Origin of the sequence: Nitrosomonas sp. Is79A3, from assembly GCF_000219585.1 — a bacterium.
Lineage (GTDB): Bacteria > Pseudomonadota > Gammaproteobacteria > Burkholderiales > Nitrosomonadaceae > Nitrosomonas.
Genome location: NC_015731.1, coordinates 2,513,407 through 2,537,853, shown reverse-complemented (window position 1 = coordinate 2,537,853; position 24,447 = coordinate 2,513,407). Strand labels below are relative to the sequence as shown.

The following is a 24,447-nucleotide window of genomic DNA, read 5'->3' as shown; positions in this document are numbered from 1 at the left end:
GCAAATTTTGGCTCATATCACTATGCGCTGTTTATTTATGCGGGTTTAGGCCATGTTCTTTGTAGCTGCGTGTCGATGCTGCTTATTAAATTGCGCGCTCCTGATTTTAATTCGCAACTAACCATACAAGTCGTTATTGATATTGTTTTCATTTCTATTATGCTCTATGCCAGCGGAGGCCTGCAAAGCGGCTTGGGCGTTTTGCTATTGGTATCGCTTGCGGCAGCGGGACTAATCAGCCGTGGTCGTTTAGCGCTATTCTTTGCCGCGATTGCGACCATTAGTTTACTGTTGCAAGAAACTTATTCCTTATTCGCGGCTGATTTCTATTCTGCACAATACTCTCAAGCCGGTCTATTGAGCATGGCGTACTTTGCAGTTGCTTGGCTGGCGTATCAGCTGGCTAAACATACTTTGGCCAGTGAACAGCTTGCGGAAGAACGTGGAATCGATCTAGTTAACATGGCGCAAGTCAATCAATTAGTAATTCAGGATATACAGGAAGGTGTGCTTGTCGTGGATAGAGTTGGAAACATCCGGCAACGTAATACCTACGCTGAGAAGCTGCTTGGTATGAATCCATCAGCCGGTAAAACTGAATTGCTCAGATTATCGGATTATGTGCCTGAAATAACCGAAAGGCTTACAAGCTGGCAGGGGGATAGCAACATTAGTTTTGATTTGTTACGGTTGGCACATAGTAATGCATTGGTTCGAACACGTTTTCTTCCGATTCAGGCGGATTTTCGTAATGGTGTTGTAATTTTCCTCGAAGATATGGGGCGTATACAGGCGCAACTACAGCAACTAAAACTTGCAGCACTGGGCCGTTTGACGGCGAATATCGCACATGAAATTCGTAACCCGCTTTCGGCGATCAATCATGCTGCCGAACTTCTGGAAGAAGAGCAGCTTGAAAATAATACGAATCCTCGTCTCGTGCGCATCATTTGTGATAATACGCAGCGTCTAAACAAGATAGTGCAGGATGTTTTACAACTGAACCGGCGTAATATTCCAAAATTAGAAGTTATTGAGATACATGAATTTATTCAGAAATTTCTTGAAGAATTTTGTCATACTGAGAAAATCAATACGAATGTATTTATAGTAGATGGCTCGAAGAATTATTTGATTAGTTTTGATCGTGATCATTTAAACCAGATACTGTGGAATTTATGCCGGAATGCATGGAGACATTGCCGTAAACAAACCAGCAGTATTCACATCGAGTTGTCTAAAGGAGCAAATGAAAATAATGTTTGTTTGAATATAATTGATGATGGTCAAGGTGTCGACTTGAAACAAGTTAAACAGATTTTTGAGCCTTTTTTCACTACTGCAACTGGCGGTACAGGTCTGGGTTTATACATCGCACGTGAATTGTGTGAAACCAATCATGCATCACTTGACTATGTTGAGGATTCTCCGGGCGGGCATTTCAGGATAATCTGCAAAAGCAGTCAACCATGTCTATAGATATCGGATCAATTGTTAATCCACATAGAAAAACTACCGTTCCCAATATACTGATTGTGGACGATGAGCCGGATATTATCGAGTTGCTCGAACTGACATTAGCACGTATGGGCATGGAAGTTTTCAGTGCAAAGTGTATCAGTGACGCCAAGCTATTATTGCAATCACGTCAATTTCAGTTATGCCTCACGGACATGCGTTTACCTGATGGAGAAGGGTTAGATCTGGTTAAATATATTGGGCAGCATTGCGCAGATTTGCCTGTTGCCGTGATAACAGCTTATGGTACTGCAGAAAATGCCGTCGCTGCGCTTAAAGCCGGGGCTTTTGATTATTTACCGAAACCGGTTTCATTAAAGCAGTTGCGGGATTTAGTTAAATCAGCCCTAAGCCTGCCGCCGATACAAACCGAATTGGCATCACAAACCCAATCGAATCAGCGCGTACTGTTGGGTGAATCCCAACCCATGCGTCAGCTACGTGCAACCATAGACAAACTTTCCCGCAGTCAGGCTTCTGTTTATATCAGTGGTGAATCGGGAAGTGGAAAGGAACTGGCAGCCAGAATGATTCATGAAAGAAGCGCTCGCCATAAACAAGCGTTTGTTGCTGTCAACTGTGGTGCTATCCCTGAAAATTTGATGGAAAGTGAATTTTTTGGTTATAAAAAAGGTGCTTTCACCGGTGCAGAAAAAGAGCATGATGGATTTTTCCTGACAGCAAATGGCGGTACGTTGTTTCTTGATGAAGTCGCTGATTTGCCATTGGCCATGCAAGTTAAGTTGCTTAGGGTAATCCAGGAAAAACAAGTGAGAAGAATCGGTGATACGCAAGAAAAAAATATCGATGTGCGTATCATCAGCGCCACACACAAGAAGCTTAGTGACTGTGTTGAGACCGGGCAATTCCGGCAGGATTTGTACTATCGTCTGAATGTAATCGAATTGAACATACCTGCATTGCGTGAGATGCGCGAAGATATTCCGCTCATAGCAGAAGCAATTCTGGCAAAAATCTGCCGGGAATCCGCACGGCCCGTTTGTAATCTTAAGAAAGATGCCCTGGCATTGCTGATGAACTATGGTTATCCCGGAAATGTACGTGAGCTTGAAAACATACTTGAACGGACATTGGCACTTTGCCCCGATACGCAGATTGGTAAAGAAGAGCTGCAATTACCCAATAAAGCCAGAGAAATTCCACAAAATGCCGATAATTTGCCCATAATCAGTGCGGATCCAGGATTGCCGTTGCAGGATTTTCTTGATCAGCTTGAAAGGGACTCTATTGTAAAAGCATTGGATCAGAGTCGATACAACCGAACAAAAGCAGCTAAAATATTGGGTATCACAGTCAGGTCGTTGCGCTATCGGATGGAACGATTGGGATTAAATGAAAAATCTTAAGGCATCGGATAGTTGTTTGCGCAATTAAATTGCTAGTCCCAGCCCCATCTCATTATAAGTGTGCGGTTTAATAAGATGGAGCTGCAAGCACTAGCGTAAACGATGACTAACCCATAATGCTGCTGCAAAGAGCAATACTGCACCGCCTTGATGTGAAGCTGCTAACGGAATAGGCACTACATGCAATAAAGTTGCTATACCCAGACTAATCTGGATCACCAGCATCAGCAGAAAAAGATTGCAGGCAATACGAGTCGTGCCGGAGAGTTTTACTTTGCGCGATTTAAACCAGAAAAGCGATACTAAAAAAGCCAATATCCAGGCAATCAGCCGATGATCGAATTGTACGGTTGCCATGTTATCGAAGAAATTGCGATACCACGGTTCCAGCATAAAGATTTCCGGTGGTATCAGATGCCCGTTCATGAGCGGGAAAGTATTGTAGGCTAAGCCTGCACGAATGCCTGCGACAAAACCGCCTGATAAAACCATGATAAAAATGAGTGAAGTCAGGCCAAAGGAGAATCGCCGTAAGCTTTGCATCGCTTCATTGGATTTAAGATTTTCGTTTTTTGGCGATAGCAATCCTAAGGCAACCCAGAACATGGCGGCAAAAATGACAAATGCCAATCCGAGGTGTGCGGTAAGGCGATACTGACTCACATGGGGATCGCTAACCAGTCCGCTCTTGACCATATACCAGCCCATAAATCCTTGTAGTCCGCCTAATATAAATATTCCAGCTAGCCTGATACCTAATGGTCGATCTATCTGCTTTTTCACCAGGAAATAAACAAATGGAATAAAAAATACCAAGCCAATAAGACGGCCTAAAAGGCGATGAAAGTATTCCCACCAGAAAATACTCTTGAATTCATCGACACTCATACCTTTATTAACTTTTTGGTATTGCGGGGTTGCGCGGTATTTTTCCAATAACTCATCCCAATCTCCCTGCGTGATTGGGGGTAATGTGCCGACAATCGGCTGCCACTCAACAATTGAAAGTCCTGAGTTAGTCAGCCGTGTAACACCACCGACCACTACCATGGCAAATACCATGGCGCAACAAATTAATAACCAGATAGCAATAGATTTTTGCATAGTCGTAAAGAATAAAAATTATTTCTGAAGTTTGATTTTGATCAATTATTTTGGATTGTTTTATTTGTCTCGCAGCATACGTTGCTTGGTGCGTTCCCATTCCTTTTCTTTTTCGGATTCGCGCTTGTCATGCTGCTTCTTGCCTTTAGCCAAGCCGATTTCCAGTTTAATCCTACCCGTTTTATAATGCATATCCAGCGGAACCAGAGTATATCCGGCGCGTTCAACTTTACCAATAAGCCGCCTGATCTGCTCGGCATGCAACAACAATTTGCGAGTTCTTGTAGGATCAGGGTTGATGTGTGTTGAAGCTGTCTTGAGCGGACTGATGTGACAGCCAATGAGGTATAATGCTTCGTTACGGATAATAACATAGGCTTCTTTTAATTGAACTCGACCGTCACGAATGGCTTTGACTTCCCAACCTTCTAGTACCATGCCTGTTTCGTACTTTTCCTCGATAAAATAATCGTGAAAGGCTTTTTTATTTTGTACTATACTCATACAGGATTGGAATAGGTGGAAATTACTAAAATTTCGTGTATTTTATCAGTTTTTCAGTATTACCTCATTGATGCTGGGTGATTTACTTTTATGGCAGAAATAGAAAAATCAGTTTTGGTCGAATATTCAGCAAGCCAAATGTTTGCGCTGGTTGATAACGTTGAAGAATATCCTAAATTTCTTCCGTGGTGCGGCGGTACTTCCGTAGACCCGCAAGATGAAGTAACAACGCATGCAACCGTTAGAATCGATTACCATCATATTCAGCATAGCTTTACCACCATAAATAAACGTTTTCCACCTGATTTGATAGAAATGAGTCTGTTGGATGGCCCATTTGAACATCTGGATGGTTACTGGCAGTTTATTCCATTATCGGATACGGCATGCAAGATAAAATTCCGGCTGCATTACACGTTCTCACACAAGATCCTTGAGAAACTGGTAGGGCCGGTATTTCACATGATTGCGAACAGTTTTGTGGAGCATTTTATTGAGCGGGCGGAAGTGATTTATGGCAAGCCATGACAGTGTTTTTCCAAGTCGAGATTGTCTATGCGCTACCGCATATCCAAATCTTGGAGAAACTTGATGTATCAGCTGGCTGTACAGTTGAACAGGCCATAAGACGTTCCGGAATTCTGGATCGGTTTCCTGAAATAGATCTGATAAAAAATCAATTGGGTATTTTTGGAAAATTTGCACAACCGGGAACGCACCTGCAACCTAATGACAGAATCGAAATTTATCGGCCACTCATCATCGATCCAAAGGAGACGAGAAGAATACGCGCCAAAAAGTCACTGCACTTAGAAAGCCGACGCTGATCAGTTATTTTCTTTTAGACTCATATTCTGCCATTCACGGAAGCTTCTGCAAATAATCTCTTCAATTTCCAATCAATTTGGCATTCCCGAAGAAATTCTTTTCGCAGTAAATTATTCCTTTGCCACTTAAGATCGAACATATTGATGGGTAGCAGTATAATGACGAGTATTCTGTCCTGACTCATTCCCGAAGGATAGCAGTTTCAGAAAAAGCAAGATTTTCTGGTTTGGAGCTGTTGGTATCCTTATTTTATGTTTGATATTGATTCAATTTTTTCGACTGATGGCGCGCTTTCGCGCCATATCACAGGATTCCGCACACGTTCTCAGCAACTGGAGATGGCCCAGGCTATTGCCAGCACGATTGCAAAGCATCGGATTCTGGTTGCTGAAGCTGGTACAGGAACGGGTAAGACATTGGCTTATCTGGTGCCTGCTTTGTTGGCGGGTGGCAAAGTCATTATTTCCACAGGAACAAAAACGCTGCAGGACCAACTGTTTAGTCGTGATATTCCGACTGTGCGGGCGGCGCTCAAAATACCGGTCACTGTTGCATTGTTGAAAGGCCGCGCTAATTATATTTGCCACTATCATCTGGAAGGAAGCTTGCAGGATACGCATCTCAGTTTTGTTAACCGTGATGAGATCCAGTACCTGCAACAAATAGAGCGGTATGCAAACAACAGCAAAAATGGGGATAAAAGCGGACTCAGTGAAGTTCCCGAGAATGCCGCCATCTGGCAGCAGGTCACCTCAACGCGTGACAGTTGCCTGGGTTCGGAGTGTCCCAGTTATAAAAAATGTTTTGTGATGGAAGCGCGTAAACAAGCTTTGGCTGCAGATATCGTAGTGGTGAATCATCATTTGTTTTTTGCTGATGTTATGCTGCGTGATGAAGGTTTGTCCGAATTATTACCTGCCTGTAATACGGTCATTTTTGATGAGGCGCATCAATTACCGGAAACGGCCAGTTTATTTTTTGGCGAATCCATCAGCACCGGCCAATTACTGGATCTTGCACGCGATGCCAAAGCGGAAGCAATTCAGGCTGCTGGAGATTTTGTTGAGTTGCCAAACGCTATTGCTGCGATGGAAAAAGCTGCGCGCGATTTGCGTTTGACTATCGTGGAAGACAACACGCGGTTATCTTTGGCGGCGATAAGACAGAATACAGGGTTTACAGATGCGCTGGGCAACTTGCTGGAAAAGCTGACGACACTGGCAAAATTGCTGGAAAATCAGGCTGAACGGTCAGAAGGGTTAGAGAATTGCTGGCAGCGCACAACCAAGCATTTTTATCTGATACAACGCTGGCGGGATGAAACGGAAATGCAAGGCTATGTGCGCTGGATTGAAATATATAATCAGGCATTGCAATTGAATGCGACACCCTTATCGATTGCTGAGATTTTCCAGAAACAAATGATTACATCGCCGCGTGCCTGGATTTTTACTTCAGCGACGTTGTCGGTTAAAAAGGATTTTACCCATTACAATGAGGAAATGGGGCTGGCTACTGCGCAAACAGCCTGTTGGGAAAGTCCATTCAATTTTGCTGAACAAGCGTTGCTTTATGTGCCGGTTGGTTTGCCGGAACCGCAGCATAAAACTTATACCGATCAAGTGGTGCAGGCGGCGCTGCCGGTATTACGCGCGAGCAGAGGACGTGCTTTTTTCTTGTGTACCAGCTTGCGTGCGATGCAACGTGTTTATGAATTATTACAGGCAGCCGATGAATTCGCTTTCCCATTGCTACTTCAAGGGCAAGGCTCGCGCTCCTACATGCTGGAGCGTTTCCGCGAATTGAATAATGCCATTCTCATTGGCAGCCAGTCTTTCTGGGAGGGAGTCGATGTGCGCGGAGAAGCGCTGTCTCTGGTCATTATTGATAAGCTGCCGTTTGCACCGCCCGATGATCCAGTACTTGCGGCGCGAATAGAGAAAATCAACAGTGAGGGCCGTAACGCTTTCATGGAGTACCAATTGCCGCGTGCTGTCATTAATCTGAAGCAAGGCGCCGGCCGTTTGATTCGGGATGAAGCGGACCGGGGAGTGCTGATGATTTGCGATCCGCGCTTGACTACCAAAGCGTACGGGAAACAAATATGGCAAAGTCTGCCGCCGATGAAACGCACACGGGACTTAGCTGAAGTTGAGAATTTTTTTAATGCTGGCGAACAGTCGTAATTTAAAACGATTGCGTGATGCTTATTAGGTAATTGATTCAGGCCGCTATGAGTAAAAAATTTTAATTTGAAATGATATTGACTGCTGCTCTGGAATTAAACAAAGCCGATACAGCGGAAAAGCTGGAGTTTGACTGGCAGAAGGATTTGCTGGAAATTGTGCAACCAATCATCAGTGAGCTGCGCCAGCTAACAGAGAGCAAACGTAAACTGAATGGCTTGCATAAGTAGATTGCTGTTAGTGATTCATAATGCGATGGATTAATTCGGCGTGGACAGCCTTTGACGGCTTTATTAAATAACTATTAGTAACTAAATGCTTATGAAATTAGCAACCTGGAACGTGAATTCACTTAAAGTGAGGCTTCCGCAAGTGATTGATTGGTTGGTGGAAAATCAGCCGGACATGTTATGTTTGCAGGAAACAAAACTATCCGACGATAATTTCCCAATCAGTGAAATTGCAGCGATTGGTTACCAATCTGCTTTTATTGGACAGAAAACCTACAACGGTGTCGCGATACTCAGTAAACAGGAGGGAAGCGAGATAATAACCGCCATACCTGGTTTTGCAGATGAGCAGAAGAGGGTTATTGCGGCAACCTATGGGGATTTGCGTGTTATTTCTGTCTATGTGCCTAATGGAGATACCGTTGAGTCGGAGAAATATGGTTACAAATTGAGGTGGCTGCCTGCTTTGAACGAATGGTTGCAACAGGAATTGAAAGTTTATTCAAGATTGGCAGTATTGGGCGACTTTAATATCGCACCGGAGGATCGCGATGTTTATGATCCAAAAATATGGGAAGGAAAAGTATTATGCAGTCAGCCGGAACGTGCTGCATTCACTAATTTGCTTAATTTAGGGTTTGCCGACAGTTTTCGTTTGTTTGAACAGTCGGAGAAATCTTATACTTGGTGGGATTATCGCATGATGGCTTTCCGCTTGAATCGCGGATTGCGTATTGATCATATTTTGCTTAGTAATGAACTTGCTCGGACTTGTGTGACTTGTGCGATTGATAAAACGATGCGTAAACTGGAGCGGCCTTCAGACCATGCGCCTGTCATGGTGGAGCTTTTTGTATGAATTTGGACAGCTTCTTAGCAGGCCGTTGAAAAACTATCTGCGTTGCCGCTGCGGTGTTAAAAACAGACTCAAAATGCTCATTTATCATACATAAACTGTGCTTTTTCGCCTGTTTTTGCCTTGCATCGGCTGCCTCGAAAACGTTTTTCAACGGCCTGTTAGATGCTTCCAGGTTAGTTGCTTTTACCCGGTAATTTCTCGAGTTCGTTTCTCAGCATATTCAGATTCTTTTCACGTACACTGATTTCTTCCCGCAATCGTTCTACGCGATTAAGGTATCTTTGATAGTTTCGTTCGCTGCCTAAACGATCGGGTATGCCCTCTTTGTATTCGCTTTTTACTTCGTTAAGACGATTTTCTTCCTCAGAGATTTTGCTTTGCATCTGTTCGCGTTGTTCTTCAATTCTGGCATTTTCCCGTCTTTTTATGATTCTGTCATCAATATCCCCGGAGTCGGTAGAGGGGACGACAACAATCGGGGGCAGATCAATTTTCTTTGAATTACTGGAAGGGATATTGGAATACGTGACATTGCCGCGTTCATCGATATGTTTATACACACCGGCTTGAGCCAAGCATGAGAAAAGAATTAACGCAATGAACAAAAAATTATTTCTTTTCATGATTCACCGTTCTAATCGTTTGTGATTCTCAGCCTATCTATCGAGCAAGCTCTTTTCGTAATGCGGATATATTTCTTTGGTGTAAGAATAGCTTGTTTCTTAGCTGTACAACCTTTTCCTGATGATTGTTTGATCCGCGCGTACTAATGACCTGCTCTAAGAAATTTTGTGTATCGGTAAAAAGCTTTTCTTCCGTTACTAGCTCTTTTTTCAGGATCTGGCGACGCATGGCATCGCGCTCTTTCTGTATCGTTTCTTTTACCCGGGGAGAGCTGGGTTGTAACCCCTCAGTATTCCGGGAAAAAGAAGCGACAGAAAATTTCTGCGCATTACTGACAGGGCGATTGGTGAAGGTAATATTGCCTTCTTTATCAACATGTTTGTATATGTCTGTTCCGGCATTAACCTTGGGTAGATAGCCCAACAAGATTAAAGCTAACAGAGTAAGCAATGTTCTGGTTTTCATATTTTGCTAGAAGAATTCCGATAAAAGTGCAACTATTTGATCAGTCTATCAATGATTTTTCTAACGAAAGGCAAAAAAAGAGCCAAAAAATCCTACTTATTGCAGCAATTGATGTATCCTTGATTAATAAATTAATTTATTTTGTTGATTTTAAAGCATAAATATTCTGGCTATTTATTGTATTGGCAGGCCGTTGAAAAACTATCTGCGTTGCCGCTGCGGTGTTAAAAACAAGCTCAAAATGCTCATTTATAATGCATAAACTGCGCTTTTTCGCCTGTTTTTGCCTTGCATCGGCTGCCTCGGAAACGTTTTTCAACGGCCTGTTAGCCGAATTTATCTTCTTCCGGGTGCCCGGTTCTTGCCGGGCTCTATAGGCTGTAATACATATCGAATTCAACCGGATGTGTAGTCATGCGCAGTAACGTGACTTCATCCATCTTAAGATGGATAAACGCGTCAATCATATCATTAGAGAATACGCCGCCACGGATTAGAAAATCACGGTCTTTATCCAGACACTCCAAAGCTTCATCTAGTGAAGCGCAAGAATTCGGTACTTTGGCAGCTTCTTCCGGCGGCAGATCATAAAGATTCTTGTCCATTGGATCACCAGGATGTATTTTATTCTGAATGCCATCCAGACCTGCCATCATCAGTGCGGTAAATGCCAAGTAAGGATTCGCTGTCGGATCAGGAAAACGCACTTCGATTCGGCGTCCTTTCGGGCTGCTGGTGTGCGGAATACGGATTGCAGCCGAGCGATTACTTGCAGAATAAGCAAGGTTGACCGGCGCCTCAAATCCGGCAACAAGCCGTTTATAGGAGTTAGTGCTGGGATTGGTAATGGCATTCAGTGCCTTGGCGTGCTTGAGGATACCGCCAATATAGAATAGCGCTATCTCAGATAAACCGGCGTAACCATTACCAGAAAATAGATTCTTGCCATCTTTCCAGATGGATTGATGCACATGCATACCTGAACCGTTATCGCCAACGATGGGTTTGGGCATAAAAGTCGCCGTTTTGCCATACGAGTGCGCGACGTTGTGCACAACATATTTAAGTATTTGGTTCCAATCCGCGCGTTTAACCAGGCTATTGAAGCGCGTGCCAATTTCACACTGGCCCGCTGTAGCCACTTCATGGTGATGTACTTCTACACCGATACCCATTTCTTCCAGCGTAAGACACATGGCGGAACGAATATCTTGCAGGGAATCGACAGGCGGTACGGGAAAGTAACCGCCCTTTACGGCGGGACGATGGCCAATATTGCCGCTTTCGTATTTAATGGCCGAGCTCCATGCAGCTTCCTCAGATGCAATTTTGACCGAACAGCCTGACATATCGGTATGCCAGCGCACTGAGTCGAAAATGAAAAATTCGGGTTCAGGTCCGAAATATGCAACATCACCGATACCTGTTGACTTTAAGTAAATTTCCGCACGTTTGGCTAATGAACGCGGATCCCGGCTATAACCTTTTCCGTCGGCCGGTTCGACCACGTCGCAGGTGATCAGCAGTGTCGGCTCATCCATGAATGGATCCATATTGGCGGTATCAGGATCGGGTATCAACAACATATCGGATGCTTGAATGCTTTTCCAGCCCTCTATCGACGAACCGTCAAAAGGATGGCCATCTTCAAATTTGTCGGCATCGAAGGTATGTGCAGGTACAGTGACATGGTGTTCTTTACCATTCGTATCTGTAAAACGTAAATCAACAAATTTGACTTCATTGTCTTGAATCAATTTCAAAACATCAGCTACCACCATTTTTCTCTCTCCAGACTAGCGTCACAAATTTTATAAATAAAGATACATTTGGATAGAATTATACCAGCACAACACAATGAATAATTTGAAACGATACGAACGATTGCTATCAAACTGGCTGACTGAATATAAACTGCAAGTGCCTGGGTTTGTATTCTACTGTACTATCGCCGGTCAAGTCTTTACGATTCGTAAAATTACGATATGGGGTGTTTCGTCGTCAGTGTCCCGCGGCAATCAACAGGGTGAATTTTGTTTTTATCTAAAACCAGGAAGATGGTTCTTGAACTCGAAGAAAATTGAGAATTTGCAGTAGTCTTATCTTGAATGTCCAAAGCGCTTAACATACTCAAAGAAGTTTTTGGTTACCCCGCTTTTCGCGGGCAACAAGCAGAAGTGATTGCACATCTTGCCAATGGCGGCGATTGTCTTGTGCTGATGCCGACGGGTGGCGGCAAGTCGCTGTGCTATCAGATTCCTGCCTTGTTGCGCGACGGAGTGGCTATCGTTGTTTCTCCGTTAATTGCATTAATGCAAAATCAGGTGGCTGCACTGCATGAAATCGGGGTGCGCGCAGCGGTTCTGAATTCTTCATTGTCACAGCAGGAAGCCGCCCAAGTCGAGCAGAATCTTCAGGCGGGCGAGTATGACTTATTGTATGTTGCGCCGGAACGTCTGCTGACTGCGCGTTTTTTGAACCTGATTACGCGCATCCCGATTGCATTATTTGCGATTGATGAAGCGCATTGTGTATCGCAATGGGGACATGATTTCCGTCCGGAATACAGTCAATTGTCAGTTTTGCATGAGCGCTTTTCCGAAGTGCCGCGTATTGCTTTAACAGCCACGGCTGACATGGATACCCGCAAAGAAATTATTGAGCGCTTGGGGTTGGATGTGGCCAGAGTATTTGTTTCCAGCTTTGATCGCCCGAATATCCGTTATCAAATTATCGATAAAACCAATAGCCGCTCGCAGTTATTGACCTTCATACAAGCAGAACATCCAGGCGACGCGGGTATTGTTTATTGCCTTTCCCGTAAGAAAGTGGAGGAGACAACAGCATGTCTGGTCGATCATGGCATGCGCGCAGTAGCCTATCACGCCGGTATGAACATGCAAGAACGCAGCCTGAACCAAGAAAAGTTTCTGCGCGAAGAAGGTATCATCATGGTTGCCACCATCGCGTTCGGAATGGGGATCGATAAGCCAGATGTGCGTTTTGTCGCGCATTTGGATTTGCCCAAGAGCATTGAAGGTTATTATCAGGAAACCGGCCGTGCCGGCCGTGACGGACAGGCAGCCAATGCCTGGATGGTTTATGGCCTCGGTGATGTCATTCAGCAACGGCGCATGATTGAGGAATCTCAAGCGCAATTAAAATTTAAGCAAGTTGCTGCGCGGAAGCTGGAAGCCATGTTGTCGCTGTGCGAAACAACAACTTGCCGCCGCGCACGCCTATTAAGTTATTTTGGTGAAACGGCTGATACGGCACCTTGTGGAAACTGTGACGTCTGTCTAAATCCACCGGAAGTCTGGGATGCCACGGTAGAGGTGCAGAAAGCATTGTCGTGTGTTTACCGGACCGGACAGAATTTTGGCGCGGGGCACTTGATTGATGTGTTGCGAGGTAATTTGACTGAACGTGTGCAGCAATGGCATCACGATAGAATCAGTACGTTTGGTATCGGCAAAGATTTGCCTGAGCGAGCTTGGCGTGCGATATTCCGTCAGATTGTAGCACTTGGTTTATTGACGACGGATAGTGAGGGCCATGGCGCCTTGCAACTGATCGAAGCCAGCCGTGCGGTGCTGAAGGGACAGCAAAGTGTGTTCTTACGGCTGCAAACAAAGCCTGAACGATTGTCCGGGAAGCGGCAAGCTGATGATTTGGCGTTGCTGGATACAGCCGAGCGTTACCGATGGGAACGGTTGCGCTTATGGCGGGCAAAAACAGCCAAGGAGCATGGTGTGCCAGCCTATGTGATTTTTCATGATGCTACCTTGCATGAGCTAGTGCGTTTATGCCCGCAAACGGAAGATGAATTGCGCCTGGTAACCGGCATCGGCGCACGCAAACTCGATAAGTACGGCAACCATCTAATCGAGATACTTCGCGGTTGTTAGAAATTGTGAACATAAACTGGAATAATGCAGCTAGGCTATGCGCTTGAGTATTTGATCAGTTCCGTTATATACTCAAAACTCATGAAGAAGTGATGATCAATTTAAAAAAGGGATTTTAAGTGATGAAATTATCAATTTTTGCCGCAACTTTAGTAGTATTTTTAGCAGCTTGTTCAAATGCTAATATGGGCGATCCAAATGCTAGTGTAGATGACTGTAAGTTTGGAGTAGGTGGTAATGGTGAATGCCTCAAGGAAGGACAGGATCCACGTCCTTTTGGCGGTAACAGCAAGCCAGGGCATTAATACTCAAGATTAATTATAATAATCTCTCAAAATATGAGACAAAAAGACCACCCCCAAGCGGTGGTCTTTTTGTTTCTGAATCAAGTGCATCTAACGACGGTCTGGGTTATTCTTCGCAAGAATAAGAATTCTTCGTTATGGATTTGACACTATTTTGCTTTTATAAAAATAAGGCATTTCCTTATATACATCATAATCATCTGGGAATATCCTAACGCTCATTGCGTTAGACGCCACCCCTGATCATGAAAGAAACTTTGGGGTGGGAGGTGGCGGGGAGAGGTCGCACAGATTTTTTGGTGACTTGATCCCGCACTCTAACGTGACCCGCCGAACTGACTCGAACCCCGGATTGCCTCCATAGAGAGCGCACGTTAAACAGGCCGAAGGCAGATAATTACCTTCAGACATTTTCAGTTCCGGCATCCGCCGCCTTCCATTCACGAGTATAAATTAAATGGAGGAGCTATGGAATTGGCCGCACTTTACAAACGTGTTATTGGATTCGATGTGCATCAAGCGCAGATTACGGCCTGTGCACTGATCGAAGAATGTAACGGTTTGATACGAGGTCGCGAATCACGAATACAATACCGGCAACAAGCACAACAAGGTCACAAAACAAAATTCATACCTAATTCATCGGCTATATTCTCAATTCGCAGCCTGCCCCTATGCTTCTCCAAATTTTCACAACTCGCCGCTTATGCCATTTACCCGCAAACCCACCATCGCTCGCAGCGCGTCAGAGCATTTGTCAATTTCTTCATCAAGCGATTTAAAGGATTGCCTTATTGGGACTTGTGTTTACAAGATGTAAAGAACACCTGAGGAAGTGTCGGTTAATTCGCGCCACGAAATATTTGTTGGGCTTCCTTCGTCAGCCCAACCTTTGTGCTAAATTAGTTGATTATCCCTTCCATAATTTTTCTAACTGTGATTGCTCGCCGTTGAATTTATCGCGGTCACAGTAACCAATTCCAGGCACATCATGAGGCTCTGGTCCCACATTACCATCAGTATATTGCCACATTGTCCAAGTATCCCAAGTTGGAGGTATTACGGCGGTTGAACCGTATTGTGCTAACCAAAACCAACAATTAGAAAGTATCAAATCTTTGTTTCCGCCTAATAATTGTTTTATGTAATGTCCTGAGTAAAAGCCTGGATATCTGCCAGTAGTCTGCTGCACATGCGTAACGAAAGCATGTGCTTCTATTAAATCCATACTCGGGCCCGTTGGGTTCGGCTTAAAATCCAAAACCAGTAAGGTATCCTTATCGGGCGCTGCAACTTTTAAAAAATTATCTGCTTGTTTAATACCATCACTTCCTGTAGCAAAATGGTAAGCACCCCATAATAATCCTTCTTTCAAGGCTGCTTTTCGATTGGCGTCATAGGTACGATCAATCGATGATTGACCCTGAGTAGATTTTTGTATTACACCAACAACTCCTGATGCTTTTACTTTTGCAAAATCAACCTGCCCGTTATGATGAGAAATATCGACAACAACATTAATAATGCTCATAACAAACCCCACCTATAAAAAGTTATGAAGCTAAATTTTTGTTTATTAATGTAAAACACAGCCGGGGTCAGCTATCGAATCACGAATCCAAAACAGGTTACACCTACACGACAATGAGAACAGAGGTGTCAGGTGTGCCGCCTGTTCCGGTTTCGTGATTCGGTACCTGCCCCTTCTGTGGACCCGGAAACACCAAGACACCAACCAAAATTACTAAAGGTAAGGTTGGTTGATATCCGATGCTACGCTATTTCAATCCTTTGACTTTCCTAGACATGTTCCGGTGGGACATGGCCATTTCCGTATTCCGATCCACTGCTTCTGTGTAATATTTCAGTAATGCGCTGTGGTGTGCGTGGAAATCTTGTCCTTCCCGGCCGTAGTATTCGCTATGATCGTGATAATCCCGCAGCAGCTGTTTTTGTTCTTCTGCCTTTGCTTTCATTGCATTAGCTTCATTTTCATAATATTCGGCTAATTTAACATGATCGAAGTTGGTCCTGGCCTCCGCTTCAGCATCTTTGACATTTGCTGGATCTATTGCCATTAATGCACCGGGAGTCAGTAAACTAAGCGAGATTAGTATCGAGAAAAATAGTTTTGATTGCATGGTGAGTCTCCTTGTATTAGATGAATAAAAAGGAATTCCATTGCTACTCGAAATATTCAATCAGTTTGCAATATTTCTGTATTTACTACTTTTTGAGAAAGTTATGAAGTTAAATTAGAACTTTTCTACTTTCTGATTTCATCATAGCAAAAAATGACTGAAATCTATAAAAATTAGTTTGATTTCGTACTTGAGAGTATTGACTTGGCCATTATCTGCGGAAAGAACATTGGTAGGAATGGCCTATGCAATAATTTGAAGCTTGAAAAAGCGGATACTTTTGCATTGATGCTTTTAAGCCCTATTTTGTTTGATGCACACCGCCTGAAAGAAGCCAGTATGATAGGAAATCGTGGAGGTGGGGATGCCTAAAATTTTAGTGACCGGCGCGGCCGGTCAAATTGGCGCGGAATTGACATTGGCGTTGCGTGATCGCTACGGCGCGGAAAACGTTGTGGCTGCCGGGCACCGCCGTGAGCTGTCGGATGATCTGGCGCAAACGGGGCCTTATTGCCGTCTGGATGTCCGCGATGCGGCAGCGCTTGATGCAGTGGTTTCTGAGCAGCGCATTACGGTGATTTACCATCTCGCCGCACTGCTCTCCGCAGTGGCTGAGGAACAGCCGCTGCTGGCATGGGATATCAATATGAATGGCCTGCTCAACGTGCTGGAAAGTGCACGAAAGCACCGTTGCCAAGTATTTTTTCCCAGTTCCATTGCCGCTTTCGGCCCTGGCACGCCGCAGTTCGATACCCCGCAAGATACCGTGCAACACCCGGCGACGATTTACGGCATTACCAAGGTGACGGGCGAATTGTTATGCGATTATTATGCTCATCGCTACGGCATCGACGCGCGCGGACTGCGTTATCCGGGGTTGATTTCCAATCAAGTGCTGCCGGGCGGCGGCACGACCGATTACGCCGTGGATATTTTTTACGCTGCGGTCAAGCAGCGGCATTATGAGTGTTTTCTGCGTGCCGATACGCAGCTGGACATGATGTATATGCCCGATGCCATCGCGGCTGCGATTCAATTGATGGAAACCAATACCAGAAAATTAGTGCATCGCAATGGTTTTAACGTCACCGCGATGAATTTCACCCCAGCGCAATTGGCGGCGGAAATACAAAAGCATCTCCCCGGTTTTACCATCAGTTATGCGGTAGATCCGCTGCGCCAAGCGATTGCCGATTCGTGGCCGCGTCATATGGACGACAGCGCCGCCCGCGCTGAATGGGGCTGGCAGCCGCGATTCGATTTGCCGGCCATGGTGGCCGATATGTTGACGCACATTACCGCCATATTACGTAACGATTAACCGGAGGTCTATATGTCCCTATCGAAAGTAGAGCCGCTGTTCCAGGCAAAATTAAACCAGTTGCAACAGCAAGGTATGCGTAAGGGCGAAGAGAAAATCGTTACCGGTATCAAATTGCCGGTCGACGGGTTTGGCCCGCGCTATCAGTTGCAAGGCTACGGTGAGCGCGCGTTTTTACGCATGAACTCGAATTCCTATTTAGGATTGGCGCGGCATCCCGCAGTGATCGAAGCGGAAGCGCTGGCAGTGGAAAAGTACGGCGCCGGTCCCGGCGCGGTGCGCTTTATCAGCGGCACGTATGCGCCGCATGTCGAATTGGAGCGTAGGCTGGCAGCGTTTCACGGCCGCGAAGCCGCAATGCTGTTCAGCGCCGCTTATGCCACGATGGTCGGTGTGCTGCCGCAGTTTATTTCCGAGCAGACGTTGATCGTCAGCGATGCGCTGAACCACAACTGCATTATCAATGCGATCCGTCTCGCGCATCCGGCAGGAAAAGTGATTTATGCGCACGGTGATATGGGCGAACTGGATAACATATTGGTCGGCAATCGTGGCCGCTTTCAGCGTGTTTGCGTGGTCACCGATGGTGTTTTCAGCATGCGCGGCGATTACGCGCCGCTCGCCGGACTCAGCCGCTGTTGCGCGCAATACCAGAACGATTATGCCGAAGGAATTGTCACCGTGGTGGACGATTCACACGGCGCCGGTGCTTTTGGCAACACCGGTCGTGGTACCGAAGAAGTCACGGGCGGGCAAGCGGATGTGTTGATCGCCACGCTCGGCAAGGCGTTCGGTGTTAACGGCGGCTACGTTGCCGCCAGCGCAACCACTATCGCTTACTTACGGGAAACCGCGCCGCTGTATATCTATTCCAACCCGATCACCCCCGCTGAGGCCGCTGCCGCGCTGGCCGCCCTGAATGTGCTGGAAAGCCCGGAAGGCGCGCGCCTGCTTGATCAGCTACGCAGTTTCAGCGGCAAACTCAGGTCAGGACTGCAATGCTTAGGTTTCGAAACGCTGCCCGGAGAACATCCCATCGTGCCGGTTTTCATCCGCGACACCGCAAAAACAACTGCCTTGGTGACGCATCTGTTCAAACACGATATCCTCGCCACCGGTTTGAATTATCCGGTGGTCCCGCAAGGCGATCAAGAAATCCGCTTGCAAGTTTCCGCTGAGCATACCGGGAAGGATTTGGATTATTTGCTGGACGTGTTGGCGGGTTTTCGTTGTTAGTTACTGGAAAGCCGGAATGAGAAGGATGTAAAGAATTATTATCGTTTGTAATCAGTTATTTGTTATTGCATTTGTGCGTCATGATTCATATAATGCCGATTGATCGAATGAAATATCGCGTTGCTCTTACCGGACTGTTAGGGCATTCGAGAAAGTGAGGATCCAGAGCCGTCTGTAATCCAATTCGTAATGAAAGGAGAATTTTATGAAAGGCAATCCAAAAATTATCGATCTGCTGAACAAACTGCTTGCCGATGAGCTAACTGCGATGGATCAATATTTCACACATTCGCGCATGTATGAGGACTGGGGATTCAACAAGCTGTATGAGCGGATTGATCATGAGATGAACGATGAGAAACAGCATGCGGATCTTCTGATCAAACGAATTCTGTTTCTGGAAGGGGTGCCTGTTGTGGGTAACCGGAGTCCGTTGAGAATTGGCAATAACGTACCGGAAATGCTGGAGAACGATCTGGGGCTGGAACGTGCCGTGATTGCCTCATTGCGTGATGTCATTGCCATTTGTGAGCAGGAACGGGATTATCAGACCCGGGAAATTCTCGAAGCCATGCTGGCTGAAACAGAGGAAGACCATGCGTATTGGCTGGAAAAACAGTTGGGTCTCATTGAAAAGGTGGGGGTACAGAACTACCTGCAGTCACAGATGTAATAATCAGCCAAAGGTGGTGGTACAGGAAGGTCGCGCGTCTAGCGATGTGGCATAGGTAACGCACATACCGTGAATCCTTACAAATCGAGCGTGGTAATGACGAACAATTTGCAGATGCCCAGCACAATCGTAAGTTTTGACTTGCTTACCCTGTGGTTTGACAATCGCCAGAGCTTTCAGTACATTCCTTTGCATGGAAAGGAATGTTTATTCTCCACCTTCCGTTTAATTTGTAACGGATTTAACGGATTCACAGGGTCATACACCACGCTGCTGCGCAGCGCGGGAAAATCTTTTAAGCGAAGATTCTCATGCGGCATCTGTTTAAGTTCAGGCATCAACGTTACCAGCATGCCGATATAGTCACTCGAGCGGAACTTGGGTATGACAAACAAGCCTTCCACTTTCGAATGCTGCAAAGCATAGGCCAGTTCGCGGGGGCGATGGGCGGGATTGATATTGACTAATACGATGCCGATGCGTGCGGTGGCCATTTGCAGCAGAATCCATTCCATGTTGTTGGTCGCCCACACGCCGATGCGATTGCCTTTTCGATATCCCATGGCATAAATGGCGCATGCAAGCTGATCAACTTCAGCAGCAAATTGCTGATAATTTAAACGGCGGTTTTGCGGTTTCGATACGACTGCCCAATGTTGCGGAAACCGCTCGACGACCGAGGCAAGATGTTCCGGAATGGTTGCGCCCAGAAGTGGCTCACTGCCACCCCGGTGATAATAACTTTTCCTGGTCTTCATCATTTCCGCATTTTTCTTCTATTCAATGACTTCTGCCCAGTAGCATCACGCGCCACCGGCTGGCGAGGAGGGTATGTACTCGAAAGAAGGCATGCTGCCCTTCAAGTAGGAATTCTTAGTTGTGGATCGGATGCCATTTTTTTAAACAGAATTTGATTTTGATTTCGTAGGGTATAATTCCTCAAACACACTTAAGAGGATAAAATCATGGAGCTTTCCGCCGTATTAACACCAGCGCCAGAAGGTGGTTATGTTGCCTTCAATCCTGAAACAGGAACAACCACACAAGGAGAAACAGTGGAGGAGGCTCTGGCTAATTTGGTTGAAGCAACTGAACTCTACCTTGAAGAATTTCCATTGACCACATCTGCTCGTTCACTGCTGACTACCTTTCATATAACGGAACATGCCTAAGTTGCCCGTTATTTCCGGGATAGAAGCGATAAAAGCGCTGGAACGATTGGGTTTCTCCGTAGTACGTCAGCGCAGCAGCCATATCGTTCTTCGCGAAGATTCTTCTGGCTGTGTTGTGCCCAATCATCACGAATTGAAAGTGGGAACTCTGAGTGGATTCTTAAGCAAGCAAGAATGTCGCCAGATGAATTGATTAAAGTGTTGCGCCCTTGATTTTCCATATGGCAAAACGGATTTGTATTTTTTGTTACTCGCCGCCGATCGGCGCAAAGGCATGCGCCTGAAAGGGGGCATGCTGCTTGAATAGGGATTATTAGTTATAGACTGACACCATTTCCCCCGTTTTTTTAAAACTTGCACCCAGCTTTTTTAGATTGCGGTTGACCCGGTTAATTGCTTGCACGATACTGGCGGTTGCCTGAACGAAATAATTCACCGTACACAGCGAGCATCGACCCCCTATGAGCCAATTGATTTGGTTGCATCTTTCTGACATCCATTTTTTCCCCAAGTTGAAATGGCGCGATGGGCATTCACATGCCGCGTTGCTGACGTATTTGAAACAGTGCTTCGAGGATGAACCGCATTTACGCCCAGATTTGATTTTCTGCACTGGCGATATCGCCTTTGGCGAATTGCCCCATGCACCCTTACTTGAACAATATGCAGAGGCAAAAGAATTCTTTGATAATTTGTTGCAAGTTTGCGGCAAAGATGGCGTGCGGATGGCAAAACAGCGCTTGTTTGTGGTGCCTGGAAATCATGATATTGACCGTAGCTGCATCGATCGTGATGCGCAGGAGTCGCTGTATAAGAAAACCGAAGATTCAAGCAAGCACGTGGACGCAATCAATGAACGTTTCAATGATAGGCAATTGGAGTTTCAAAACAATATCAAACGCTTGGCAGATTACGGCAAATTCGTCAAAGAGTATTTGCCGCATCAACATGACGAGAATGACCGCATCTGCTACGCAACTGTGCTGGACGTGGCGGGTGTACCAGTTGGCATCGCCGGCTTGAATTCCGCTTGGTCGTGCGCGGCTGATGAAGATGACCGCAAGCTATGGCTAGCGGCAGAATGGCAACTCAATGCCGCTAAGACTGCGCTGAACAATGCCACCCTGCGCATCGCTTTGATGCACCACCCGATAGACAATCTTAACCAAACCGAACGCACCACCCTGACCAAGCGTCTGGCGAGCGATTTTCATTTTTTCCTGCACGGCCATGCGCATAATACGTGGGTGGAACCGAGCACCTGCGTCACGGTGGCTGCTGGCGCAATAGGTGCGGCGCAAGCGCAAGAGTTTGGGATGAATTTAGTGCGCTTGGATTTGACCACGGGCAAGAGTGAAGTGCATTTGCATCGCTATGACAAAACTGGCTGGATGATAGCGCCTGTGCCTACCCATGCGCCGAAAGCTATTTGGCCGTTTGCACTGCCCAATGCTTTGCTGCAAAACCTTGCGGCAGTGCCGCCGCCCGTGGCCGCACCCGAGCTTGCGTACGAAGCCGAAATTGCGCCCATGACCACACCTGAGCCAACCGCCAAAAGCACCACCGTGAGCGCCCCCGCCGCCAGCTTGCCCACGCAAGGCAAGCTGTATGGCCGCGAGCAATTGCTCAAAACCACCGCCGTCAAATTGCGGCAATACCCGGTGCTACTGGTGTATGGCATGCGCGGCAATGGCAAAACCTGGTTTATCGAAGGCTTGGCCAAGCAAGCGCCGCTGCTGGGCGAGGCAGTGAGGATTCAGGCCGAGCCAGGCATGAATGCCGACAGCCTGTTCCGCCAATTTGCCTTGGCACTAGGCGAAACTGCCGAATTCCCACTGGCACCTACTGGTGATATCGACAGCATCGCCAATCAATTCAAGCAGCGCTACCCCGCACCACGCACCGCGTGGCTGTGGTTGGACAGGGCGCATGTGCTGCTCGACGCCAAGGGTTTTCGTTCGCAGGAAGTGCGCAAATTGCTGCTCGGTTTGCAGCGCGCATATGGCAAAACATGGCCGATAGTGCTGGAGCTGCGCGAGCGCCCGCCTAGGGGTCTGTTGGGCGCGGACGGGGTGGAATGTGAAATCCTGGGTCTGGATAAAGAAGCGCTGGGCCAAGCGCTGGCCGATGCCGCACCAGAAGGCATGGCTGCGGATTGGACTTTGCGCGGCGACCAGTTGAAGCGCGTTTATGGCTGGCTGGGCGGTGGCGGCGGCAAGCAGGCGCATCCGCTGGCCTTGTCGTTTTTGATCGAAATTGGCCGTGCGACAAGAAGCACTCCGATCACAGTTTTAGAACAGCAAGAGATTAAAGACAATATCGAAACCGCCTTACTGGGCGATTTGTTCAACAAAGTGCTTAACCCGGCAGAGCGGCAAATGCTACAAGCTTTGGCATTGTACCGGGTCGCGATTCCGCATGACCATGCCGATGGGCTGGAAAACGAATTGCGCTTGCCTGGGGCCTGGGATGGAATTCACCGCCGTTGTTTGCTGGCCTCTGGCAGCAATGGTACGCTGTTTTATCTGCACGGCTTCATCGCCGATTGGCTGCGCTTCGGTTTGGGCTACCAATCGACGGATGATGCTGGCCAGGCCGAATTTTCTCTCAAGGTGTCGCCACAACAAATCACGCTGGCGCAGCATTTGCATGTGGTGGTGGCAAGCTGCTGGCTTAAGCAGCTAGGCGGAAGCAAGCGTACATCTTCTGTGAACATCGAGCGGGCCTTGCAAGCGTTTTTCCACTTGACGGCTGGCGCGCAAGGGGATCGGGTACATGAGATTGCGATTGATTTGCTTGGCGGCAATGAGGGTTGGGCCGTAGCGCGCATCACCAAATTGTATGAACATTTATTCAAGAACCGCGCACCAATCATCGAACAACGCAAAGTACTGCAATATTGGGTCAAGTTAGCCCCGGATGAACCCAAGGCTTGGCGCTTTTTGGGTGAATGCTGGGCCAAGGAAGAAGGCTGGGCAAGCGCCAATGCCTTGCTTAGTTTTGAGCAAGCCTGTCAATGGTCGGCCAGTTTTCCACAAAGTTGGGCCAATTTAGGCAAATGCCTACTGGCCCAAGGCGAAGATGGAGCCAAAGCGTTTCTGCTGCGGCTGGCGGTATTGGCGCAAGACTACCCGCAAGCAATTGATGATTTTGTGATTTCCGTGCAGCTCAATTGTCTGATGCGTTTGGGTGAACACGCAATGGCGAGCCAGTTGCGCATGGAGAGAATAAATGACGGCAGTTTGCATGCTGCGTTTTACAACGACGAAGCCAAAGCTCGCCTCAACGCGAACGACGCGCGAGGCGCATTGCAGATACTCGATTTAGCGCAAAAGCGCAATTGCTTCGATGACGTGACGGCTGCGATCCGCAGCAGCGCGTTGCAAAGCAGCGGGCAGGCAGACGCTGCAGGCGCTGTGCGCATGGAAAAAATCAATGGCGGCAGCCTAAACCCGATCTATTTCAACGACGAAGCCAAATCCCGGCTGAGGGCAGGCAATACGCAAGGCGCGTTGACGATACTTGATCTGGCAGCTCAGCGCCGTTGTTGCGATGACCACACCGATGCCATCCGTGCCGACGTGCTGAGCCAATTGGGCCAGCTAGAGGCGGCCAGTATTTTGCTCATGGGAAAAATTAATAATGGCAGCCGCAATCCGGTGTTTTACCATGCCCAAGCGCAGGCGCTGCTCGATCTGGCGCAACAACGCGGCTTTGTCAATCACTTTATCGTCACACTGCGCGCCAAAGTCTTGCGCGTACTTTCACGCTAGATGCAAACACTGGGGGCGGTGCTGCCGCCAAAAATCAGTCTGCGAGCGCCCAGCGCAGCTATTGTGCGCCGCCTGCTGTAGATGCGGCAGGCAAATAGTGCGTGCCTGCCGATATGAGCACTCAGGGGTGACGGGGTTTGCTGTGCCAGTGCTGCCCGGGTAGGTAGACCAGAAAACAAGGCACCAGATCCCAAATAAAGAATTTTCACTCATCAATATATGTATGCCTCGAA

The 24,447-nt window shown here is 46.9% G+C and carries 25 protein-coding genes; 16 read left to right on the top strand and 9 right to left on the bottom strand.

Features of this window, described 5'->3' with window-relative positions; all coding sequences use genetic code 11:
• Window positions 1-75: 75 nt before the first annotated feature.
• Together NIT79A3_RS11705 and NIT79A3_RS11700 are read left to right on the top strand one after the other, a co-directional pair.
• Window positions 76-1,479, top strand: a complete 1,404-nt coding sequence (locus NIT79A3_RS11705; protein ID WP_348225612.1) for an ATP-binding protein — start codon at window positions 76-78, stop codon at window positions 1,477-1,479.
• The gene (locus NIT79A3_RS11700) at window positions 1,470-2,885 is read left to right on the top strand and encodes a sigma-54 dependent transcriptional regulator (RefSeq protein WP_013966400.1); all 1,416 of its coding nucleotides are present in this window, start codon (window positions 1,470-1,472) and stop codon (window positions 2,883-2,885) included. The genes NIT79A3_RS11705 and NIT79A3_RS11700 overlap by 10 nt, the downstream gene beginning before the upstream one ends.
• Window positions 2,886-2,975: 90 nt before the next feature.
• On the opposite strand, the gene NIT79A3_RS11695 is transcribed toward NIT79A3_RS11700, so the two are convergent.
• Both NIT79A3_RS11695 and smpB read right to left on the bottom strand, forming a co-directional pair.
• Entirely contained in the window at window positions 2,976-3,989 is a 1,014-nt protein-coding gene (locus NIT79A3_RS11695; protein WP_013966399.1) for a COX15/CtaA family protein, read from the bottom strand.
• Between the two features lie 60 nt (window positions 3,990-4,049).
• Complete coding sequence (smpB, locus tag NIT79A3_RS11690) at window positions 4,050-4,493, bottom strand: SsrA-binding protein SmpB (RefSeq protein WP_013966398.1); 444 nt, start codon at window positions 4,491-4,493, stop codon at window positions 4,050-4,052.
• Between the two features lie 90 nt (window positions 4,494-4,583).
• On the opposite strand from smpB, the gene NIT79A3_RS11685 reads away from it, so the two are divergent.
• The 5 genes from NIT79A3_RS11685 to xth all read left to right on the top strand — a co-directional run bounded on the left by NIT79A3_RS11685 (window position 4,584) and on the right by xth (window position 8,596).
• Complete coding sequence (locus NIT79A3_RS11685) at window positions 4,584-5,021, top strand: type II toxin-antitoxin system RatA family toxin (RefSeq protein ID WP_013966397.1); 438 nt, start codon at window positions 4,584-4,586, stop codon at window positions 5,019-5,021.
• Window positions 5,018-5,320: an RnfH family protein gene (locus NIT79A3_RS11680; protein WP_013966396.1), complete on the top strand. Its 303-nt coding sequence runs from the start codon at window positions 5,018-5,020 to the stop codon at window positions 5,318-5,320. The genes NIT79A3_RS11685 and NIT79A3_RS11680 overlap by 4 nt, the downstream gene beginning before the upstream one ends.
• 252 nt (window positions 5,321-5,572) lie before the next feature.
• The gene (locus tag NIT79A3_RS11675) at window positions 5,573-7,507 is read left to right on the top strand and encodes an ATP-dependent DNA helicase (protein ID WP_013966395.1); all 1,935 of its coding nucleotides are present in this window, start codon (window positions 5,573-5,575) and stop codon (window positions 7,505-7,507) included.
• Window positions 7,508-7,584: 77 nt separating this feature from the next.
• Window positions 7,585-7,737 (top strand): hypothetical protein, encoded by a 153-nt coding sequence (locus tag NIT79A3_RS18805; RefSeq protein ID WP_156797073.1) that lies wholly within the window; start codon window positions 7,585-7,587, stop codon window positions 7,735-7,737.
• A 91-nt stretch (window positions 7,738-7,828) separates the two neighbouring features.
• Window positions 7,829-8,596 carry an exodeoxyribonuclease III gene (gene xth / locus NIT79A3_RS11670; RefSeq protein ID WP_041360938.1) on the top strand — a complete coding sequence of 256 codons (768 nt, stop codon included), beginning with the start codon at window positions 7,829-7,831 and terminating at the stop codon, window positions 8,594-8,596.
• Between the two features lie 173 nt (window positions 8,597-8,769).
• On the opposite strand, the gene NIT79A3_RS11665 is transcribed toward xth, so the two are convergent.
• The 3 genes from NIT79A3_RS11665 to glnA form a co-directional block, all read right to left on the bottom strand.
• Window positions 8,770-9,219, bottom strand: coding sequence for a DUF4124 domain-containing protein (locus tag NIT79A3_RS11665; protein WP_013966392.1), 450 nt, complete (start codon window positions 9,217-9,219; stop codon window positions 8,770-8,772).
• 37 nt (window positions 9,220-9,256) lie between these two features.
• The gene (locus tag NIT79A3_RS11660; protein ID WP_013966391.1) at window positions 9,257-9,685 is read right to left on the bottom strand and encodes a DUF4124 domain-containing protein; all 429 of its coding nucleotides are present in this window, start codon (window positions 9,683-9,685) and stop codon (window positions 9,257-9,259) included.
• 371 nt (window positions 9,686-10,056) lie between these two features.
• On the bottom strand, window positions 10,057-11,466 hold the full coding sequence (gene glnA, locus NIT79A3_RS11655; RefSeq protein ID WP_013966390.1) for a type I glutamate--ammonia ligase: 1,410 nt from the start codon (window positions 11,464-11,466) through the stop codon (window positions 10,057-10,059).
• A gap of 327 nt (window positions 11,467-11,793) precedes the next feature.
• On the opposite strand from glnA, the gene recQ reads away from it, so the two are divergent.
• The 3 genes from recQ to NIT79A3_RS19530 all read left to right on the top strand — a co-directional run bounded on the left by recQ (window position 11,794) and on the right by NIT79A3_RS19530 (window position 14,729).
• Window positions 11,794-13,593, top strand: a complete 1,800-nt coding sequence (recQ, locus tag NIT79A3_RS11650; protein ID WP_013966388.1) for a DNA helicase RecQ — start codon at window positions 11,794-11,796, stop codon at window positions 13,591-13,593.
• 122 nt (window positions 13,594-13,715) lie between these two features.
• Entirely contained in the window at window positions 13,716-13,898 is a 183-nt protein-coding gene (locus tag NIT79A3_RS11645) for a hypothetical protein (RefSeq protein ID WP_013966387.1), read from the top strand.
• A gap of 468 nt (window positions 13,899-14,366) precedes the next feature.
• On the top strand, window positions 14,367-14,729 hold the full coding sequence (locus NIT79A3_RS19530; protein ID WP_013966386.1) for a hypothetical protein: 363 nt from the start codon (window positions 14,367-14,369) through the stop codon (window positions 14,727-14,729).
• Between the two features lie 79 nt (window positions 14,730-14,808).
• Here NIT79A3_RS19530 and NIT79A3_RS11635 read toward each other — a convergent pair whose 3' ends face one another.
• Together NIT79A3_RS11635 and NIT79A3_RS11630 are read right to left on the bottom strand one after the other, a co-directional pair.
• Window positions 14,809-15,429 carry a glycoside hydrolase family 25 protein gene (locus NIT79A3_RS11635; protein WP_013966385.1) on the bottom strand — a complete coding sequence of 207 codons (621 nt, stop codon included), beginning with the start codon at window positions 15,427-15,429 and terminating at the stop codon, window positions 14,809-14,811.
• 247 nt (window positions 15,430-15,676) lie between these two features.
• Complete coding sequence (locus tag NIT79A3_RS11630; protein WP_013966384.1) at window positions 15,677-16,039, bottom strand: hypothetical protein; 363 nt, start codon at window positions 16,037-16,039, stop codon at window positions 15,677-15,679.
• 364 nt (window positions 16,040-16,403) lie between these two features.
• Here NIT79A3_RS11630 and NIT79A3_RS11625 point away from each other — a divergent pair, with 364 nt between their 5' ends.
• The 3 genes from NIT79A3_RS11625 to bfr all read left to right on the top strand — a co-directional run bounded on the left by NIT79A3_RS11625 (window position 16,404) and on the right by bfr (window position 19,269).
• On the top strand, window positions 16,404-17,360 hold the full coding sequence (locus NIT79A3_RS11625) for an NAD-dependent epimerase/dehydratase family protein (protein WP_013966383.1): 957 nt from the start codon (window positions 16,404-16,406) through the stop codon (window positions 17,358-17,360).
• A 12-nt stretch (window positions 17,361-17,372) separates the two neighbouring features.
• Window positions 17,373-18,596: an aminotransferase class I/II-fold pyridoxal phosphate-dependent enzyme gene (locus NIT79A3_RS11620; RefSeq protein WP_013966382.1), complete on the top strand. Its 1,224-nt coding sequence runs from the start codon at window positions 17,373-17,375 to the stop codon at window positions 18,594-18,596.
• Between the two features lie 205 nt (window positions 18,597-18,801).
• On the top strand, window positions 18,802-19,269 hold the full coding sequence (gene bfr, locus NIT79A3_RS11615; RefSeq protein ID WP_013966381.1) for a bacterioferritin: 468 nt from the start codon (window positions 18,802-18,804) through the stop codon (window positions 19,267-19,269).
• Window positions 19,270-19,445: 176 nt separating this feature from the next.
• On the opposite strand, the gene NIT79A3_RS11610 is transcribed toward bfr, so the two are convergent.
• The gene (locus NIT79A3_RS11610) at window positions 19,446-20,030 is read right to left on the bottom strand and encodes an AMP-binding protein (RefSeq protein WP_013966380.1); all 585 of its coding nucleotides are present in this window, start codon (window positions 20,028-20,030) and stop codon (window positions 19,446-19,448) included.
• Window positions 20,031-20,234: 204 nt separating this feature from the next.
• Here NIT79A3_RS11610 and NIT79A3_RS11605 point away from each other — a divergent pair, with 204 nt between their 5' ends.
• From NIT79A3_RS11605 to NIT79A3_RS11595, 3 genes are all read left to right on the top strand, one after another.
• The gene (locus tag NIT79A3_RS11605; protein WP_013966379.1) at window positions 20,235-20,441 is read left to right on the top strand and encodes a hypothetical protein; all 207 of its coding nucleotides are present in this window, start codon (window positions 20,235-20,237) and stop codon (window positions 20,439-20,441) included.
• Entirely contained in the window at window positions 20,434-20,634 is a 201-nt protein-coding gene (locus NIT79A3_RS11600) for a type II toxin-antitoxin system HicA family toxin (protein ID WP_013966378.1), read from the top strand. The genes NIT79A3_RS11605 and NIT79A3_RS11600 overlap by 8 nt, the downstream gene beginning before the upstream one ends.
• A 268-nt stretch (window positions 20,635-20,902) precedes the next feature.
• The gene (locus NIT79A3_RS11595; RefSeq protein ID WP_013966377.1) at window positions 20,903-24,214 is read left to right on the top strand and encodes a metallophosphoesterase; all 3,312 of its coding nucleotides are present in this window, start codon (window positions 20,903-20,905) and stop codon (window positions 24,212-24,214) included.
• Here the strand turns inward: NIT79A3_RS11595 and NIT79A3_RS11590 are convergent.
• Window positions 24,211-24,423 (bottom strand): hypothetical protein, encoded by a 213-nt coding sequence (locus NIT79A3_RS11590; RefSeq protein ID WP_041360328.1) that lies wholly within the window; start codon window positions 24,421-24,423, stop codon window positions 24,211-24,213. The genes NIT79A3_RS11595 and NIT79A3_RS11590 overlap by 4 nt on opposite strands.
• Window positions 24,424-24,447 lie beyond the last annotated feature (24 nt).

What these genes read in the sequence shown, in the direction of transcription:
- NIT79A3_RS11685 (WP_013966397.1), top strand. Translation starts at nt 4,584, where the DNA reads ATGGCAGAAATAGAAAAATCAGTTTTGGTCGAATATTCAGCAAGCCAA.
- NIT79A3_RS11675 (WP_013966395.1), top strand. Translation starts at nt 5,573, where the DNA reads ATGTTTGATATTGATTCAATTTTTTCGACTGATGGCGCGCTTTCGCGC.
- NIT79A3_RS11625 (WP_013966383.1), top strand. Translation starts at nt 16,404, where the DNA reads ATGCCTAAAATTTTAGTGACCGGCGCGGCCGGTCAAATTGGCGCGGAA.
- glnA (WP_013966390.1), bottom strand. Translation starts at nt 11,466, where the DNA reads ATGGTGGTAGCTGATGTTTTGAAATTGATTCAAGACAATGAAGTCAAA.
- NIT79A3_RS11610 (WP_013966380.1), bottom strand. Translation starts at nt 20,030, where the DNA reads ATGATGAAGACCAGGAAAAGTTATTATCACCGGGGTGGCAGTGAGCCA.
- NIT79A3_RS11665 (WP_013966392.1), bottom strand. Translation starts at nt 9,219, where the DNA reads ATGAAAAGAAATAATTTTTTGTTCATTGCGTTAATTCTTTTCTCATGC.
- NIT79A3_RS11620 (WP_013966382.1), top strand. Translation starts at nt 17,373, where the DNA reads ATGTCCCTATCGAAAGTAGAGCCGCTGTTCCAGGCAAAATTAAACCAG.
- bfr (WP_013966381.1), top strand. Translation starts at nt 18,802, where the DNA reads ATGAAAGGCAATCCAAAAATTATCGATCTGCTGAACAAACTGCTTGCC.
- NIT79A3_RS11605 (WP_013966379.1), top strand. Translation starts at nt 20,235, where the DNA reads ATGGAGCTTTCCGCCGTATTAACACCAGCGCCAGAAGGTGGTTATGTT.
- NIT79A3_RS11630 (WP_013966384.1), bottom strand. Translation starts at nt 16,039, where the DNA reads ATGCAATCAAAACTATTTTTCTCGATACTAATCTCGCTTAGTTTACTG.
- NIT79A3_RS11695 (WP_013966399.1), bottom strand. Translation starts at nt 3,989, where the DNA reads ATGCAAAAATCTATTGCTATCTGGTTATTAATTTGTTGCGCCATGGTA.
- NIT79A3_RS11660 (WP_013966391.1), bottom strand. Translation starts at nt 9,685, where the DNA reads ATGAAAACCAGAACATTGCTTACTCTGTTAGCTTTAATCTTGTTGGGC.
- NIT79A3_RS11645 (WP_013966387.1), top strand. Translation starts at nt 13,716, where the DNA reads ATGAAATTATCAATTTTTGCCGCAACTTTAGTAGTATTTTTAGCAGCT.
- NIT79A3_RS11700 (WP_013966400.1), top strand. Translation starts at nt 1,470, where the DNA reads ATGTCTATAGATATCGGATCAATTGTTAATCCACATAGAAAAACTACC.
- xth (WP_041360938.1), top strand. Translation starts at nt 7,829, where the DNA reads ATGAAATTAGCAACCTGGAACGTGAATTCACTTAAAGTGAGGCTTCCG.
- NIT79A3_RS11680 (WP_013966396.1), top strand. Translation starts at nt 5,018, where the DNA reads ATGACAGTGTTTTTCCAAGTCGAGATTGTCTATGCGCTACCGCATATC.
- NIT79A3_RS11705 (WP_348225612.1), top strand. Translation starts at nt 76, where the DNA reads ATGCTGCTTATTAAATTGCGCGCTCCTGATTTTAATTCGCAACTAACC.
- smpB (WP_013966398.1), bottom strand. Translation starts at nt 4,493, where the DNA reads ATGAGTATAGTACAAAATAAAAAAGCCTTTCACGATTATTTTATCGAG.
- recQ (WP_013966388.1), top strand. Translation starts at nt 11,794, where the DNA reads ATGTCCAAAGCGCTTAACATACTCAAAGAAGTTTTTGGTTACCCCGCT.
- NIT79A3_RS11600 (WP_013966378.1), top strand. Translation starts at nt 20,434, where the DNA reads ATGCCTAAGTTGCCCGTTATTTCCGGGATAGAAGCGATAAAAGCGCTG.
- NIT79A3_RS11595 (WP_013966377.1), top strand. Translation starts at nt 20,903, where the DNA reads ATGAGCCAATTGATTTGGTTGCATCTTTCTGACATCCATTTTTTCCCC.
- NIT79A3_RS11635 (WP_013966385.1), bottom strand. Translation starts at nt 15,429, where the DNA reads ATGAGCATTATTAATGTTGTTGTCGATATTTCTCATCATAACGGGCAG.
- NIT79A3_RS19530 (WP_013966386.1), top strand. Translation starts at nt 14,367, where the DNA reads ATGGAATTGGCCGCACTTTACAAACGTGTTATTGGATTCGATGTGCAT.